The sequence below is a fragment of the Streptomyces sp. NPDC090077 genome (assembly GCF_044747545.1).
In the GTDB taxonomy this organism is placed as follows: Bacteria; Actinomycetota; Actinomycetes; order Streptomycetales; family Streptomycetaceae; genus Streptomyces.
On sequence record NZ_JBIVEG010000041.1, the window covers coordinates 25,807 to 42,614 of the forward strand.

General features: G+C 68.8%; 9 protein-coding genes and 2 pseudogenes. 3 read left to right on the plus strand and 8 right to left on the minus strand.

The window, feature by feature from the left end; all coding sequences use genetic code 11:
* Positions 1 to 195: 195 nt before the first annotated feature.
* Positions 196 to 6,459 carry an RHS repeat-associated core domain-containing protein gene (locus ACIPW5_RS36485; RefSeq protein WP_401254733.1) on the minus strand — a complete coding sequence of 2,088 codons (6,264 nt, stop codon included), beginning with the start codon at positions 6,457 to 6,459 and terminating at the stop codon, positions 196 to 198.
* Between the two features lie 571 nt (positions 6,460 to 7,030).
* Between ACIPW5_RS36485 and ACIPW5_RS36490 the strand changes: the two genes are divergently transcribed.
* Positions 7,031 to 11,209: a ricin-type beta-trefoil lectin domain protein gene (locus ACIPW5_RS36490; protein WP_401254736.1), complete on the plus strand. Its 4,179-nt coding sequence runs from the start codon at positions 7,031 to 7,033 to the stop codon at positions 11,207 to 11,209.
* Between the two features lie 376 nt (positions 11,210 to 11,585).
* On the opposite strand, the gene ACIPW5_RS36495 is transcribed toward ACIPW5_RS36490, so the two are convergent.
* Positions 11,586 to 11,861, minus strand: coding sequence for a hypothetical protein (locus ACIPW5_RS36495; RefSeq protein ID WP_401254739.1), 276 nt, complete (start codon positions 11,859 to 11,861; stop codon positions 11,586 to 11,588).
* A 349-nt stretch (positions 11,862 to 12,210) separates the two neighbouring features.
* Between ACIPW5_RS36495 and ACIPW5_RS36500 the strand changes: the two are divergent.
* A pseudogene (locus tag ACIPW5_RS36500) lies at positions 12,211 to 12,888 on the plus strand (ISL3 family transposase); the annotation flags it as partial.
* A 480-nt stretch (positions 12,889 to 13,368) separates the two neighbouring features.
* Here the strand turns inward: ACIPW5_RS36500 and ACIPW5_RS36505 are convergent.
* Positions 13,369 to 13,836: an ATP-binding protein gene (locus tag ACIPW5_RS36505; RefSeq protein ID WP_401254805.1), complete on the minus strand. Its 468-nt coding sequence runs from the start codon at positions 13,834 to 13,836 to the stop codon at positions 13,369 to 13,371.
* Positions 13,837 to 13,964: 128 nt separating this feature from the next.
* On the opposite strand from ACIPW5_RS36505, the gene ACIPW5_RS36510 reads away from it, so the two are divergent.
* Entirely contained in the window at positions 13,965 to 14,324 is a 360-nt protein-coding gene (locus ACIPW5_RS36510) for a hypothetical protein (protein ID WP_401254741.1), read from the plus strand.
* Positions 14,325 to 14,326: 2 nt separating this feature from the next.
* Here the strand turns inward: ACIPW5_RS36510 and ACIPW5_RS36515 are convergent, their stop codons facing one another.
* The 5 genes and pseudogenes from ACIPW5_RS36515 to ACIPW5_RS36535 form a co-directional block, all read right to left on the minus strand.
* Positions 14,327 to 14,773: a DUF6262 family protein gene (locus ACIPW5_RS36515; RefSeq protein ID WP_401254744.1), complete on the minus strand. Its 447-nt coding sequence runs from the start codon at positions 14,771 to 14,773 to the stop codon at positions 14,327 to 14,329.
* 320 nt (positions 14,774 to 15,093) lie between these two features.
* Positions 15,094 to 15,969, minus strand: a complete 876-nt coding sequence (locus tag ACIPW5_RS36520; protein ID WP_401254747.1) for a hypothetical protein — start codon at positions 15,967 to 15,969, stop codon at positions 15,094 to 15,096.
* Entirely contained in the window at positions 15,962 to 16,297 is a 336-nt protein-coding gene (locus ACIPW5_RS36525) for an HAD hydrolase-like protein (protein ID WP_401254749.1), read from the minus strand. The genes ACIPW5_RS36520 and ACIPW5_RS36525 overlap by 8 nt, the downstream gene beginning before the upstream one ends.
* 92 nt (positions 16,298 to 16,389) lie before the next feature.
* Positions 16,390 to 16,632, minus strand: a pseudogene (locus ACIPW5_RS36530) (haloacid dehalogenase); the annotation flags it as partial.
* Positions 16,619 to 16,786 carry a hypothetical protein gene (locus tag ACIPW5_RS36535; protein ID WP_401254752.1) on the minus strand — a complete coding sequence of 56 codons (168 nt, stop codon included), beginning with the start codon at positions 16,784 to 16,786 and terminating at the stop codon, positions 16,619 to 16,621. The pseudogene ACIPW5_RS36530 and the gene ACIPW5_RS36535, both read right to left, overlap by 14 nt.
* Between the last annotated feature and the right edge of the window lie 22 nt (positions 16,787 to 16,808).

Consider the following 16,808-nt stretch of genomic DNA (forward strand, 5'->3'; position numbering starts at 1 on the left):
TGAAGACAGAGAACTGCATTGCAACGTATTGCGGGCAAGGAGCAACCAGCACGCGAGCCTTACCTGTATCGATACGCTCGACTGCAAGCAGGGATTTGGGGGCAGGTGTACATCCGGCAGCAGCCAAAGCTGTGAGCACTACTGCGGCCGCCATCCGTCCAGCGTCTCTCAGACTCGACGTCATGGCCGCCCTTTTCAGAATTTCATCTTTTCGCCGGGCACGATGAACTGTGCCGGATACCATCTCAGATATCCCCCCCACCAGAGGTTCGCCTCCATTTCAAATCGATTCGCATGCGCAGGGGTTCCCACTTCATGCTCTGACGCGGCGACCTCCCTGAAATATTTCAGGGCGAATGTTGCAGCGTTCTCGGACCTGGCCCACTGCTGTGAGTGAATTGCTTCATGACGCTCCAGGTCCGGCCCACGCTCCTCAGTCATTTCCGGTCCTACGAGCGGCATCATCGCCTGTCGCCAATCCGCCTCACTTTTGAGGCGTTCGGAAAAATCACCCTTACTTTCCGGATAGAAATGCACGTCACCAACAGTCAGAGGCTGATCCCCCGCAGGTGAGCTGCCGAAGCACACGTACTGCTGCGCGCGCTTTGCGCAGCTGTCCGAATTTTGGGAATACCAGTACGCCAATTCATTGGCGCCGTTCTTCTTGTTCCCCTCATTGAACGGACGGTAAAGGATCTTATCGGGTGAGATATCCACCATGCAATCAACCCTTGTGTCGTCCGTGCGGCAGTCGTTCGGAACGATCACGGGAGGTGGCGGCGGCAGCCACGGGGGAGCCGGGAGAGGGGTAGGCGGCGGAGGGGGCTTCGGGCCGCCGCAGCCGTAGCGGGTCATGCTGCAGTTGGGGGGCCTGCCGCCGTAGCGGGGAGCCCGGTAGCTGTTGCCGTAGTTCGCGCCGTGGCCGGAACGGGCCGCCGGGTTGCCCGAGCCGCTGCCCGGCTGCTGGGCGTCCGGCCGGGGTTGGTGGCCCGGGGTGGTGTTGTGGCAGGTGGCGCAGGCGCGGGTGGGGCAGTCGAGTTCGGCGCAGAGACCGCTGGGGTCCGAGGTGGTGAGCGGGCTGTTGTGCGCGTAGCTGTATGCGTTGAGGGACTGGCTGGAGCCGGGTGTCAGGACCGGGTCGACGCTGAGGAAGGTGCCGGTGTGGGGGTCGTATTCGCGGGCTCCGATGTGGGTGAGGCCGGTGGACGTGTCCTGGGTTCCGCCGACGAAGCCCTTCTCGCCGGGCCAGGCGGCCGGCTTGGGGCCTCTCTCCTCGCCGAAGGGCTTGGTGCTGCGGCGCTGGACCTGGAGGGTGGTGGCGTCGATGGCCGTGGTGCCGGTGTTGTGGTGGTCGGCCACGACGTAGGAGAGCTTGCCGTCGGAGGTGCGGACGATGGTCGGGCCGCCGGGGGTGGCGTAGTAGCGGGTGCCGGTGACCTTGTTCGTCGCGGTGTCGAGGGTGAGTTCGGTCGAGCCGAGAGTGAGCGTGGTCCTGCCCGGGTCGCGGCGCAGCAGCCGGTTGCCGTCGGCGTCGTAGACGTAGGTGGAGGTGCCCGCCTTGCTGGTGGCGGAGGCGAGGTGGCCCTCCTCGTTCCACGTCAGGGTCTGACTGCGTCCCGTGCCGTCGGGGCGCGTGAGGGTGTTTCCGGTCGAGTCGTAGGTGACGGGGGCTGCGGCCGCCGGGCCGGTGCCGGTCTGCCTGGTCGTGGAAGCCGGGGCGTGCGGGCGCGCCGAGCCGGGCGCCGGGAAGGCCGTCGTGATGGTCACGGACTTGGCCGGGTCGCCCGCGGGGTCGTGGTCGGTGAGCGAGGTGCGGTTGCCGGTTATGTCGTAGGTGAAGTCCTGGCGGTAGGGGGCCGGTCCGCCGATCGCCCCGGCCTCGGGGGCGGTGCGGGAGCAGCCTCCGATCGCGGGGACGGAGGGGGCGGGCCGGGTGGTCGTGGCTCCGGTGTCGGTCCACGCGCCGGTCAGGCGGTGCAGGTGGTCGTACGTGAAGCACTGGAGGTCGCGTACGGAGCCCTGGTTGTTGTCGACGGAGGTGACGTCACCGGAAGGGGTGTAGGTGTAGTTGGTGGTCTCGACCGCAGTGGTCTGGTCCTGTTTGTCGATCCGGGTGCCGAGCAGTCGGCCGGTGGCCGGGTCCTGGATGGTGGTGAGACTGACCTGCTTGGGGACGTCACCGAAGGTGGTCCGCAGCACGGTGCCGCGTTCGTCATAGTCGGTGAAGTTGACGTAGTCGGTGGTGTCAGAGCCGTAGGAGACCGGCAGGCCGTTGATGTTGCGGCCGGCTTCGAGGCGCTCGGAGGGCAGGCCCCCTGCGGCAGGCAGGGCGGTGCGGCGTTCCAGTCCGGTCACGGGGTCGTAGCTGGTCGAGAGCGAGTAGGTGCCGGTGAGGGCGCCTTCGCCGTCGGGGACGGTCAGTCGGGTGCCGGTGGGCCGGTAGCCGATGTCGTAGCCGGTGGTCTCCTGCCGCCAGGCCTTGCCGTTCACCCAGCTCGTGGAGGACGTGGGCTTGCCGGGGAGCAGGGTGTCGTACTCGAACGTGGCCAGCTTGGGGCCGTCGACGGCGCCCCGGTTCCGCGAGATGGGGCGGCCCAGGACGTCGTAGCTGGTGAAGATGGTGGTGCCGAGCGCGTCCTGCACGGAGACGGGGCGTCCGGCCTGGTCGTAGGCGGTGGTCGCGACGCCCTTGTCCGGGTCAGTCGAGCGGGTGCGGCGGCCGTGCAGGTCGTACTCGTACGTCCAGGCGTTGCCTGCGGCGTCCGTGAGCCGGGTCATCTGCCCGGTCGTCGAGTAGGTGTAGCGGAGCACGTCGTACTCGCCGTCCGCGCCGGCGCCCTTGTAGGTGCGCCGTTCGACCGTGCGGCCGCGGGCGTCCGTGATCGCGCTCGTGGCCGTGTCCCCCATGGGCGGGAGCGTATCCGTGCGGTCGGCTCCGGGATAGGCGGTGGTGGTCCGCCACTGCTCCTTCCCCTTGGAGAGGAAGACCGAGGCGGTCGGCCGTCCGAGGCCGTCGTGGTCCGTCGTGGTCTGGGCGGGGACGGTGTTGTCGTCGGCGACGAACCGGGTGGCGATCGGGTCGGAGTTCTTGTTGACGTAGGTCTGGTTGGTCTTCGCCGCGAGGCCGTGGCTGTCGTAGGCGGTGTCGGTGATGAGGCGGCTGCCCACGGCTCCGTTCTGCGCGACGGACTGGAGCTGCACCTGCTGTCCGAACGCGTCGTTGATCGCGATGGAGGTCGCGTAGGACTGGTCCGACCTGAGTGACTGGGTGGTGACCGAGCTGGTGCCGGTGTTGGAGAGTGCGTAGGTGTAGAGCGTGCTGGCAGTCGTTTCCCTCGCCCGGCCCGGCAGCCAGACGGCGGTGGTACGGCCCAGGGCGTCGTACGCGGCTTCGGTGGTGCGGCCGTTCTGGTCGACCGTTTTGACCGAGAGGCCGCGCAGCGGGTGGAGCGTAGAAGTCGTGGTCCAGCCCTTGGCGTTGGTGACCTTGGTCGTGGCCGGGGGTACGAGGGTCGCCGGCTCGTAGACGGACGTGGTCCTGGCGCCCCCCGGGTCGGTGGTGCTGGTGATGCGCCCGTAGGCGTCGTAGGTGACGGTGGAGGCGGTGGTGTACTTGGGCTGGCCGGACTCGAAGCGGTCCAGGTTCTCCGTGCTGGTGGCCAGACCGGGGCCGTTGAGGGTGCCGAAGGCCTGGCTGTCGTAGAGGGTGCGGTTGCGGGCGAGGGTGTTCGTCGCGCTCGGGGTCGTGGCGCAGTCGCCCTCGACCTGCACGGTCTCGGCGACCCTGTCGACCATCCAGGCCGAGGTGTTGCGGGCGTACGAGGTGGTGGTACAGGTGTCGGGCAGACTGTCGGCTCGGTCCAGCGCCTTGAGCAGCATGCCGTAGACGCTGTCGTACGTGGCGGCCTGCGAGGTGGTCCGCCAGGTCTTGTCGGCGCGCAGGGACTTCTCCTGGGACGCTCCGGGCCGCTGCATCCGGGCCGTGAGCGGGGGAAGTTTTGTGCCGCGGCTGTGGGTCGCGGTGGCCTGGGACAGCCAGGGTTCGGACTGGGACGCGGAGACGAGCTCGCCGTTGTCCGAGGCAAAGGTCTGGGATTCGCGGACGGTGCCGGCGAGGTGGTCGTTGTCCTTGAGCGTGTTCCCGGAGACGCCGGTGAAGGTGGCGGTGCGCTTGCTGCCGTCGGCCTTGACGTCGCCGTCCATGCCTCGCAGGTAGAAGACCGCCGACTTGGAGACGGCGTCGGGAGCGTTGCCGGTCCGGGAGACGACCTGCTCGTAGCCGCGGAACTGGTTCCAGGTGCGGCGCTTGTCCTCGGTCAGCTCCTCGTCGTCGCGGTGCCACGCGGCGGCGCCGACGTACTCGTACCGGACCTCCCTGGGACGGGAACCGCCGAAGGGGTCGATCTCGGTGACGCGGGCGACGACGTACTTGTGGAACCAGTCGAGGGTGGGATCGAGCGGGCTCCTGTCGTCCGGGTTCCAGTAGACCGGATAGCAGCGGGTGGTGTTGGTGTCCTGGGCCCTGGGCAGTGCGATGCCCGGGCCGCAGTCGGGGTCGGCGTAGCCGATATCGGTCACCTTGCCGGTCTCCGTGGTGACGCCGACGATCCGGCGCCGGTTGAGCGGGGACTTGTTGTCGCCGCTGGAGTCGACCCGGTTGTTCATCAGACGGCCGGAGAAGGTGACCGGCGGGGTGGGCAGCGAGGCCGTGCCGTCGTGTCCGGTGTGGGTGAGCGAGGCCAGCCAGAGGGACGGGGCGGTGCCGTCCTGCGGGTTGGGGAACTCGTGCTTGAGCGCGTAGGAGTCAACGCTGCTGTAGCCGCCGCTGCCGTTGAGGACCTGGGTGGTGATGGTGGTGAGCCGTTTGGTGCTCCAGAAGGTGGCGGCGGTGTTCTCACAGGTGCCCGTGGCCGTGCAGCTCTGGTCGAAGGGGACGTCCGGCCACTTCGCCGCGTTGGCCTTGGTCAGCTTGGCCGGGGCGCAGTCGAAGGCGGCGTCGGCGAGGCAGCGTTCGGCCGTGGCGAAGAGGATCTGGGCCGTGGGCTTGACGGTGTCGGCGTCCGTTGCCTTGGAGCCGTAGGTGGTCCGGACGAGGTTGCCGCCGCGGATGTAGGGGGTGCGTGTCCCGTCCGGGGTGGCTGCGGTGGCGCCGCGCTTGTAGTGGTTGGTCTCGGTCTCGTACCAGTGGGTGATCAGGCCGCCCCGCGGGTCGATGACGAAGTCAAGGTTCCAGCGCCAGGCCTGTTGGCACCAGGAGGCGGCGAAGGTCGACTGGTGGCACTCCTCCCCCGTGTTGTTGCCGTAGACCGGGGTGGTCCAGGCGGAGTGGGTCGCGGGCGCCGCGGGGTTGCCGGGCCTGCGGCCCGCACCGAAGTAGTACTGGGTGCCGTCCACGGCGGTGATCTTCCAGTGCTCGCCGTTGTTGTCGCCATTGGCGGCGCTGGTCAGCCGCTCGACCTTGGAGGCGTCGTCGTTCTCCAGGCGCCAGGTGCCGGACGTGTCGTCGCGCACCAGAGTGGAGGTCTTGCCGTTGAGGGAGAGGACGGCGTTGTCGCCGGCGAGGCACTGTTCGTTAGTGCCCGTCTCACCGTCCTTGGAACAGGGCTTGAACCGGCGCTCGACGAAGCCCGGCGCGTAGTCCCAGCCCTCACCGATCCAGGACGCCTGGTTGTTCGTCGCCGCCGTACGGCCGTCGACCGACTGCGAGCTGTACGGCAGGGCGATGCTCGGCTTGGTGCCGCCGAGCCCGTCGGGCACCGCGATCGGGTAGCTCCAGGAGAAGCCGCCCGTGTTCCCGCCGCTGCTCCAGGTGCCGGAGGGCGCGAGGCTGGTGGCGGTGTAGGTGCCAGCGGGGCCGGCGGGTGCGGCGGTCGCGGCGAGGACCGTGGCTCCGCCCGCGGCGGCGGACCGCTGCCCTTCGTCCTTGGGCCCGGGCCCGCCGTCGAGGGCCACCTCCGCGCTGAGTAGGCCGGGCCGGTCCGTGTCGTTGGAGGTCGGCAGCGGTGTCTGCGTACGGCATTCCGCGCGCTCGGGGCTGGACAGCGCGCACTCGGGCAGTCGGACGAGCCGGGCGCGGGAGAGCCAGTCGCCGCTGAACGCGCCGGCGATGGAGGAGACGTCGGCGGACACCGTGACCGGGGTTCCGCCCGCTGGGTCAGCCGTGGGGCGGACCGAGAGCAGGAATCCCTGGACGCCGGCCCGCTCGGCCGCGGCCCTGTCCATGAGGCGGACGGACGCCTTGCCCTTGCTCGGGGCGTCCTTCGCCGTGGCCGCAAGGCCCTTCCCCGATGCGGTCACCCACACCGGTGAGGCGCCGGCCCGGCCGGGGTCACGGAAGGGGACGGCCGGGACGGCTGCGGAAGAGCCGTCCGCAGGCGCGGCGAAGGGGGAGCGGGGGCGCACCGCGGCGGGGGCCGCGCTGAGATCTACCTCGGCCTGGGCGGCCGCGGGCCAGTGCACGTCCTGCGACTTCCACGGTGCGGTGCGGTCGCCCGGAGGAACGATCGGTGCGGTCTTGGCCGCATTCCGGCCGGAAACCGGCTTGGTCTTTTCCAGAGGGCCCGGTGACCAGCGGCGGGGATCTTTGGGTTTCCAGCCGGAGGCGGCATCGGCCGTTCCCGTACCTAAGATCAAGGACAGAATGATCAAGAGCGAAATCGCGGCACGGCGCCGGAGCGCCCTGCTTCTGATCGCCGATAAAAGATCATCCGGCGCCGGCACGGCATTCCCCCACGGTCTCCGAGCGTCAATTGACCCGGGAGCCTAGCCCGTTCGCACAACGAAAAATTGGGGCCAACCCGGACAAGGAACACCAGGCAAGCGCCCCACGTTCGAGAATACGCCCGAGAATAGCTCATTCGCTTGCGCGATGACTCGTTTTCGACAGGTAATTAGTCGCGATTATTCGAATAAGCCTCCAGGAATGATGAATTCCATATCGTGACCGCTGGCTGGGCAATCGCAGGGGCTGTTAGCGTTCGCGCCCAGTTGTCAGTCACAAGCACATTGGGGAGGCTGCCGTGGGGGGGGCATGCCGAGAAGAAGGCAGCCGGCCAGGAGGCCGGTCGCACTGGCCGGGTTGGTCGCACTGGCCATGGGCATCACCGCGGTCTGCGGAACGCAGGGGGCCTCCGCAGCCGGGGAACCAGGTGCGCAGAACACCCAGCAGCCATCGGAGGGACCGGTCACCGAGCGGGAGCGCGCCGAGAGCAGTGCCCTGGCCGAGGCCCGGAGCAGCGGAAAGCCCGTCCCCGTCCCGGCAGCGACGACCGAGACCGACACGGTGGTCGCCCGTCCGGACGGCACGCTGGGCCTGACCCGCAGTGTCGTTCCGTTGCGTACGAAGCGCGGAGGCGGCTGGGCCGAACTGGACGCCACGCTGGTCAAGGAACCGGATGGCACCCTGCGTCCGAAGGCCACGTCCAGCGCCCTGGCCCTGTCCGGCGGCGGTCCGGGCCCCCTCGCAACCCTGGAGCAGGACGGCAAGCAGCTCGTCCTCAGCTGGGCGGAGCAACTGCCCGCACCGGTACTGGAGGGGCCGACCGCGGTCTACCGGGAGGTCGCCCCGGGGACGGACCTCAAGGTCACGGCCGAGGAAAGCGGAGGCATCTCGCAGGTCCTCGTGGTCAAGTCGGCCGAGGCGGCACGCCATCCGAAGCTCGCCAGGCTGACGATGGGCCTCAAGGGCAACGGCGTCACCGCATCCGCCGACTCCACCGGCAACCTGAAGGCCGCCGACTCCACCGGCCGTACGGTCTTCCAGGCGCCGGCCCCGACAATGTGGGACTCGAGTTCCTTGGCCCTGCCCGCTCCCGCCAAGTCCTTCCGGGCCTCCGACACCGGCGGCGGCTCCGGCCCGCCTGCCCCGGCCGGAGCCGCCGCCAAGCCGGTCTCCGACAGCGAGGGCCCCGGCGACACCGCCAAGGTCACACCCCTGCGGACAGAGCTCGGCAAGGACTCCGTCGCCCTGACCCCGGACCGCACCTTCCTGGCCGACCCGTCGACCGCCTACCCGGTCTTCATCGACCCGGGCTGGCAGCCCACCAACCGCGGTACGCAGCACTGGGCCTGGGTGCAGGAGGCCTACCCCACCACCGTCAGCTACGACGACTACGGCGACACCTACGACCCCGGGGTCGGCTACCAGCGCTGGCGCCAACGGACGGGCCTGGAGCGGTACTACGTCCAGGTCGACACCAGCGACCTGCGGGACAAGAGCATCAAGAAGGCCTCCTTCTTCGCCACCCAGTCCTACGCCGCCGACGCCACCTGCAGCCGCACCTACACCGTGGACCTGCACTCCACCGAGCCTCTTCGCTCCGATATCACCTGGAACACCCAGCCCCGCGACTGGGAGGTCCTGCGCACCACCGCGATCAACAGCGCCGGCGGCCCCGGCTGTCCGGACGCGACCTCGCGCGGCGAGTGGGACGTACGCGACCACCTCATGGCGAACGAATGGCGCGGCAGCCTCACCTACGGCCTCTTCGCCTCCAACGAGTCCAAGAGCAGCAGCAATAACTCCTTCAAGCGGTTCACTCGCGACAAGAACCACCTTCCGTTCCTCTACGTCGAGTACAACCGTGCGCCGTACAATCCTTGGTCGCTCGGCATGGCTCCGTCCCCGCAGAACCCGAACGGCAACGGCTGCGGTTGGGTCGGTGCCACCTCCCATGCGGGCCTGAGCCTCGGAGCCTGGATCGGCGACCCGGACAACCAGCCCGTCTCCGCACTGTTCTACGTCAACGACGCCGCCGACAACACCCTGGTCTACGACAGCGGCCGCGTGGCCGAAGCCACAGGCACCCACTGGGCCTCCGTCCACCCGACCGGCCTCTCCGACGGACACACCTACAGCTGGCGGGTCGCCTCCCACGACGGCGACATGGACTCCAAGTGGGTGAACGGCTGCACGTTCACCGTCGACACGCAGCCGCCGTCCATCCCGGTGGTCACCTCAGCCGAGTACCCGCCGTCCGGCACCCTTCCGGGCCCCACCGGACACATCGGCCGGCCCGGTACCTTCACCGTCAGTTCGGCCGACCCGATCAGCGGGGTCCTCTACTACGAGTGGGCGTTCAACGCGGCCATCCCGACGGGCGGCGGCAACCGCCTCGACCCGCTGGCCGACGGCAGCGCGACCATCCTCCTGACCCCAACCACCTGGGGCACCAACATCCTGCGTGTCCAGGCCGTCGACCGGGCGGGCAACCGCTCGCAGCAGCAGACGTACACCTTCTACGTGCCCGACAACCCCAACGCGAAGACGACGCTCGGAGACATCACCGGCGACGAGCGGGTCGACTTCGTGGCACCCAGTACGGGCGGCGACCTCGTCGTCTACCCCACCGCCCTGGACCCGGCCTCCGGCGGCGTCCTCGCCTCCAACGCTGCCAACAGCCCCGGCGGCAAGGGCTGGGGCAACGGCACTCTCACCACCCACCGCGGCGGCAACGGCATCCGCATCGACGACCTGTGGGCCTACCGCGACGGGCAGCTCCGGCTCTACCGCAACTCCCTCACCCAGGGCGGGCTCGTCGCCAACGGGGGCCTCTACTACACCGCCGCCAACGCCACGCCGGTGCCGCGCCCCTACGCGGAGGACTGCACGGTGGCGGCCACCGGCCAGCCCTGCGGAGCCTCGTACGCAACGGACTGGAGCCGGGTCAGGCAGATCCTGGCCGTCGGCGACGCACTGCCCGAGCAGGGCGTCGAACCGCGCAACGACCTGCTGACCGTCGAAAGCAACGGCTCGGGAGGCTCGCACCTGGTACTGCTCCAGGGGAAGGCATCGACGGGGTCGCTGCGCGATCCGGTCGTACTCGTCCTCAGCGGCTCCGGTTGGGACAACCTCACCCTCATCGCCCCCGGCGACGCCACCGGCGACGGCCTCCCCGACCTGTGGGCCCGCGACAACACCACCGGCGAGGTCTACCAGTACGCCAACGCCGCCGGAAACCCGGCCGCCCTCGGAGACCACAGCAAGCGCACCCGGATCGGCGGCGGCGTCAGCGCCGCCACCCACCCCGTCATCGGCTCCTCCGGCGATACCAGCGCCGACGGCGCCCCTGACCTGTGGGCCCTCGACAGCCGCCACCGCCTCCTGACCTGGAACAGCAGCGCCACCAGCGGCAAGGTCACCGGCTTCGGAACCCCGCAGACCATGGGCGACTCCCGCATCTCCACCAGCACCTGGAAGCTGAACGAAGGCACCGGCACCACCGCAGCCGACCTGCGCGGCCGCAACAACGCCACCCTCACCGGACCAGGCGCCAGCTGGGCCGACGACACCGTCGCCGGCACCGCCACCAAGGCTGTCGACCTCGACGGCACAGGCGCCACCATCACCGCCGGAGGGCCCGGCATCGACACCAGCCGCAGCTTCACCGTCTCCACCTGGACCAAGACGGACAAGCTGGGCGGGGCGATCGTCAGCCAGGACGGCCAGCGCGCCAGCGGCTTCATGCTCCGGTCCGACCCCGACGGCACCTGGCGCTTCGCCCTCGCCCGCACCGACACAGACGGCGCGAACTACGACCAGACAAACATCCGCAACGACGCCGCCAAGGTGCAGATCGGCGTCTGGACCCAGCTCACCGCCACCTACGACGACACCACCGGCCTGATCGCCCTCTACGTCAACGGCACCCTCGCCGCCACCGGACACCACGCCAAGGCCAACGCCTGGAACGCCACCGGCCCCCTGGTCCTCGGCCGCAAGAAGAACCAGGGCAACCCAGACGCCTTCCTCGACGGCCGCATCAGCAACCTGACCGTCTACAACCACTCCACCGTCCCCTCTGCGACCCGTACCTCCCTGGTGTCCGGCGTCAGCGACGCCAAGTGCGCCGACGACAGTGCCGGCGGCACCGCCGACGGAAACCGCATCCAGATCTGGGACTGCAACGGCAGCAACCCGCAACAGTTCGAGATCCGCGAGAACGGCGAGATCCGCGTCCTCGGCAAATGCGTCGACGCCGCCAACAACGGCACCCTGGTCCAGCTGTGGACCTGCAACGGCACCGGACCCCAGCAGTGGCTGCCGCAGGCCGACGGCAGCCTCTACAACCCGATGAACAACCGCTGCATGGACCTCCCCCAGGGCCGCACCGACAACGGCATCCAGCTCCAGCTGTGGCAGTGCAACGGGACAAACCCCCAGCGCTGGCTCACCACCGGCCTCGCCTCGCCCCTCGGCACCGCCGCATGACCGACCGCCGGCATCCAGCGGCTGTTTCCCTCTCCGCAGTAGGGACGACGGCCGTAGCCGATCACCGGCTCGCTCGCTGCGGAAACCGGGTCCGACGCGGGCGGCGAATCGCACACGCATATCATCCCGCTCACGGGACCGTTAAAGCCGAATCTCGTGGACCTGTTGGTTGCCCTGTTCTGCTTCGCGGCAGTCTTCGCCGTCATGGCGAAGGTCCTGCTTCCGCGGATCGGAAATCCACTTCAGCTCATGTGAAGGAGGCCTGGTGGGACCGTCGTTTGTGATCGAGTGGCTTTGTTCACTTCTAGGGGTTCTGGCTCAGGTTCCGTGCAGCAGTGACTGAGCGTTGCGCCTCGGGAGGTAGCTGCCTCGCTGGTCAGGGCTGGATTTGATCCGGCACTACGAGGTTAGGGTGCTGATTCGCGGACCGAGGAGATCTGGCGTGCACGACAGACCACGGATGGAGACAGCCCTTGATGTCCTGCGTGCCGAGCTGGAAGTCGGGCGCTCGACGCAGACCGAGTTGACCACTCAGGCTGCGTGGCTGGTCTTCATGCGATTTACGCGGCAGCTCCACGTCCACCGACAGCACCGCGATGTCTGCGACCGTCGGGAACAGCAGCTCCCTCAGTCGGAGCACGACCTCTTCCACGGCCCGGACTGTCAGCCCAGCGGCCCTGACCACCATCTATTTTCGGGCGACTTCGCATGCCGCTCGGGAAAGCTCAGCCGTTACTCACCGTGGCGGCTGCACGGAACCCGAGCCAGAACCAAAACTCGTGAACATCACCCGACCGTGGATCTGGGCGCCTCCCAAACCCGTGAACAACGGGCTTCACAACCCGGATCAGGCACACATTCCGTGAGGGCGATCAACGGCATTTTGTCACGGTGACGTCTCGTCATCTGGGACCGTGGTGCGGTGTGATGACCTCATAGCGGTGCTGTTTCCGCACTTCAGCGCGGTGCTGGTGGAGCGGGTGTTCCTTGAGTGTGGGACGGTGCGGATCTCGGCCAGGACGCGGAGCCGTAGAGTGCCGTGCCCGGACTGCTCGGTTCGTTCGAGTCGGGTGCACAGCGCTTACGAGCGGCGGCTGGCCGACACTCCGATCGGCGGTCAGCCGGTGCTGGTCGAGCTGACCGTGCGCCGGCTGTACTGCGAGAACACGGACTGCTCGCGGCGCACGCTTGCCGAACAGGTCGAGGGGCTGACCGTCCGGTACGGCAGACGGACACCCGCGTCGCGTCGGCTTCTGGAGGCGGTGGCCGTCGCTCTCGCAGGCCGGGCGGGCAGCCGATTCGCCGTGATGCTGGGCAGCGTAGTCAGCCGGACGACCCTGTTACGGCTGGTGATGGCCCTGCCCGACCCGCACTGGCCCGACCCGAGAGTGCTGGGCGTCGATGACTTCGCTACCCGCCGCGGACAGCATTACGGCACCGTGATCATCGACTGCGCGACCGGTCAGCCCCTTGACCTGCTGCCGGGCCGGGACGCGAAGACACTGGCGAACTGGCTGCGCCAACACCCCAGCGTGGAGATCATCTGCCGAGACCGAGGCGGCTCCTACGCCGACGGCGCCCGCACCGGCGCACCACAAGCAGTGCAGGTTGCAGACCGCTTTCACATCTGGCAGAACCTCGCCACCGCGGTCGAGACAAGCGTCCGCCGGCAGAACGTCACTCTCAAACCGTCCACCGGACCGGACGGCACCGCGAGTATCGCCGCTACCGGCCCGGCGAGCACGGCCAAGGAGATGTCGCCGATCGAAGCTCGCATCCGTGAACGCCACACCGTCGTCCACGCCCTCCTTGCCCAGGGGCACGGCATCCGCGAGATTGCCCGGGAACTGCACATCGGCGGTAACACCGTCCGCCGCACCGCCCGCGCCGAAACCCCCGAACAACTGCTCACCGGACGACGTCAACCACGACCCAGCCAGCTCGACCCCTACAAGGCCCACCTGGACAAACGCTGCTCAGAGGGTTGCACGAACGCCATCGACCTACACGCCGAACTCCAGGAACTCGGCTACCGAGGCCACTACCAGACCATCAGCGACTACCTGCGGCCCCGCCGCCGGCAACGCATCCGCGTCGTCGGCCCGGCACCACCCGGCGCCCGCCAGAAGGCCACGCTCCTCGCCCAGCAGGGCGTGGATCTACGGGTGTGCGTGGTCGGCAACGGCGTGACACCTGCCGTGGTGCCGCCGGCCGCCCTGACGGTCGTCCTGCCGAAGAACATCGGGATCCCCGGCGGCCGCAACGCCGGCGCCGACCAGCTGCTCGCCGAACAGCCCCCGGCGCCCTACCTGTTCTTCCTCGACAACGACGCCACTCTGCCCACCGGTGGCCATCACGGAGCCCTGCTCGTAGCGCGACGCGATGAGCTGGAAGAACAGGTTCGCCGCGTCCTGGTCGAACGGGATGTAGCCCACCTCATCGATAATGATCAACTTGTAGCGGCGGATCTTCTTGAGCTCGGCCTCCAGGCGGCCGGCCTGGTGGGCTGTCGCGAGGCGGGCGATCCAGTTGCTGGCGGTGTCGAACAGGACCGAGTAGCCGGCCTGGGTGGCCTTGACCCCGAGGCCGATGGCCGAATGGGTCTTCCCGATCCCGGGCGTTATCAAAAGGTCGTGCGGAACGAGCGGATGACATGCCTGGTCAGAACGTCATTGCGATCGATTCGTAGTGGACTGACAGCGCTGCGGCCCAGGGTGTCGGTCGTGGGTGATAGACACGGGTTATGGCGACGTTCATGGTGCTTGTCGACGGTGAAGCGGGGGGCTGGGGCGCCGACCGCGAGGCTCTGACAGCTGCGATCCGGGACGGATGGGCCAGCGTCGAGACGGACTCGACGCCCCGCAGCGAGGCACGGAGCTTCTGCTGGTCCTTCGAGTCGGAGGACGGTCCGGGTGAGGCGTATCTGCATGAGGACGGCACCTGCCTGTATTTCGACTCCTCGGAGCCTGATGCGGTGCGCTTGGCTGTTGTGTTCCGCAGGCTCGCTCCGACGAACCTTGACCTGGTGTTCTGCGATGAGGGATACAACTTCGACGTCCGGCTCCGGTCGGACGTCACGGACGCCGAGCTGATCGAGCTGATGACTGCGGACTGATGTCAACAGGGCCCGATGGACTGGGTTAGTGGTGGGGCGTCGCCGCCGCGGCAGGCGAGTTCGCGGCGGAGGTCGAGGTTCTCTCCGTGGGCCTGTTCGAGTGCGTGCCGCAGAGCCTGTACTTCTTCTCGGTGCTGCTTCTTCAGGCGGGTGATCTGGCCGGTCAGCGTGAGGACGAGGGTGCTCTGCTCGTCCGCCGGAGGCGTGGGTGTGGGAACCGGCCGGGCTTGGGCCCGAAGCCGTTCGATGCGTCCCCGCAGGTCAGGGTGGTTATAGAGGAACGCGTGGGAGACGCCTGCCTGGCGCGGGACTGCCTGGAAGGTGATCGACTCACCGCGCTTGACCAGGGTGCGGATCGCCTTCTCTGCCATGGCGGTCTTGGCCTGAGACTTCGCCTTCGCAGCGGCTGCGAGCGTCTGGGTGCGCTTGGCGCGGGCGTCGTCGGTCATGGCCGGGTCCTTCGGTGACGGTCGAGATCAAGGCTGATCGGGACGGGGCCGGTGGGGATGGCGCCGCAGCCGGCGCCTTGGACCGCGCGTCCCGGCCTGGAGTTGAGGGTGTCCAGCAGCTTAGTGAGGCCGCGTGCTCGGCCCGCCGCTGCAGGAGCCAGACGTTGTCCTCGGGCATCGGAGGTGCATGCCGCTCCTGGAATGCGGTGGTGCTGCGGTTGATCAGGGCCTCGGTCTCGGCCAGCTGCCGCTCCAGAGCACTTTGGTGTGAGGCGTGAAGGTGGCCGTGCGCATGTCGGCAGCCAGGGTCGCCCGACTTCTCAGGCCCGCGGGGGTCCCAACCACCGTTCGGCGCGGACATGCTTGTCGGAGTCTCCACAGCGGCGGGCGTGCGCCAGCAGGCGGACGCGGAGCGGTTCGGGTAGGCGGGCGACGTCCCGCTTCTGGCGTGGGCGGGTCTTCCAGCCCACCAGATGGCGCACGGCTCCGGCGTCGTGCCGCTCCTCGGCCCGCGGGTCGGCCAGGGCGGCGAGCAGTTCGGCGATCGGCATTCTGCCGAGCAGCTCGCCGGGTACGCCCTCGTGGACGGGGTATCCGGAGCAGCGGCCGCCACCGGATCCGCACCAGTTGAGCAGGGCCAGCACCCGCTCCACCGGGTCGGGGAACATCAGGTGCAGTTGGTCTTTGAGTTCCGCAAGCAATTCGGGGGAGGGATTGTTACCGGTGCGGGAGAGGCCGAGGATCCGGTCGGCGAGTCCTTCCAGCCCGGCGGGCATCGCAGCCAGCCAGTTGCGCTCCTCTTCGGTCCCTCTCTGTGCCCGTAGCCGGGCGGCCTCGAACTGCTGCAGGGGGCCGGGCATGCCGTGCCTGGCCAGCCAGGCCAGGAGCAGGCGGCCGTCAGCGAGGACGGCGTCGCTCTCCCACGCCTCCCACCTCAGTGTCGCCCCGTGGTGCAGGACGACGGCTGCAAGCCGCTCACCGCGCCGGTCGAACACCTCGAAGCGGACGTCCCCGAGGCACATGCAGTGGAACCCGGACATCGACTCCACGGCCATAGCCGTCCTGAGCTGGGCCGACTCCGCCGGATCGGAGAGATCCACCCGGATCTCCCCGCCGGCCCCGACCCCGTTCACCGAGCTGACCTGAACCACATGTGCCTGATGCAGCACGTTGTCCAGCGCTGTCGCCTCATCCATGAACCGATCCCTCCCCGCCCGGGCGGCAGATGCACAGGCGGCCCGATTCGACCGCAGCTTTCGACCGTCTCGCAACCCGGTGGTGACGCACTACCTGGCACAGTGCCTCGGCTGTCGTCGCGCAGTGAGCGTCCGCGGCCATGTAGTGAAGCGGCGTGGTCGCAACGAGCACGGTGTCGGTCCCGGCTCGACGCCCTGCGTCGATGTCGCAGGGCGAGTCGCCGATGGTCCAGGAGCGAGTGAGGTCGATCCCTGGTTCCTGGGCGGCCTGTTGGAGCATGCCCGGGGCGGGCTTGCGGCACTGGCAGGCACTCCGGTAGTAGGGCACGGTGCCCTCGGGGTGGTGAGGGCAGGCGTAGATCCGTCGAGGTGCACCCCATGGTGGCCGAGGAGCGTGCGGAGCCGGTCGTGCATGGCGTCCAGACCTGCGGCGTCGAGCAGACCCCGTGCCAGTGCGCTCTGGTTGGTTACGACGATCAGTGCGAAGCCCTCGTGCTGAAGGGCGCGCAGCGGTGATCCGACTCCTCGTTGGAGGACCAGGTCGTCAGGGTGGGTGGGGTAGTGGCGGAGCTCGGTGAGGGTGCCGTCGCGGTCGAGGAATACCGCGGGCCGCAGTGGGCGGTCGAGTCGGGGGGCGTAGCCGGGCGGTTCAGCCGTGTGCATTGCGGAGGAAGGCTTCGAACAGCTCGGTGGCACGGGCTTCGACGAAGGCCACCGAGGTGGCCGGCCGGTCGGTCAGGACGCTGTCGAGCGCGGTCATGTCCGCGCAGGTGAAGTACTGGTAGGCGTGAGCGACCGGGTTCGGTACGAGCTCCACACGGAGGTTCCGGCCGGTTGCC

What these genes read in the sequence shown, in the direction of transcription:
- ACIPW5_RS36490 (WP_401254736.1), top strand. Translation starts at nt 7,031, where the DNA reads ATGCCGAGAAGAAGGCAGCCGGCCAGGAGGCCGGTCGCACTGGCCGGG.
- ACIPW5_RS36520 (WP_401254747.1), bottom strand. Translation starts at nt 15,969, where the DNA reads ATGGATGAGGCGACAGCGCTGGACAACGTGCTGCATCAGGCACATGTG.
- ACIPW5_RS36515 (WP_401254744.1), bottom strand. Translation starts at nt 14,773, where the DNA reads ATGACCGACGACGCCCGCGCCAAGCGCACCCAGACGCTCGCAGCCGCT.
- ACIPW5_RS36510 (WP_401254741.1), top strand. Translation starts at nt 13,965, where the DNA reads ATGGTGCTTGTCGACGGTGAAGCGGGGGGCTGGGGCGCCGACCGCGAG.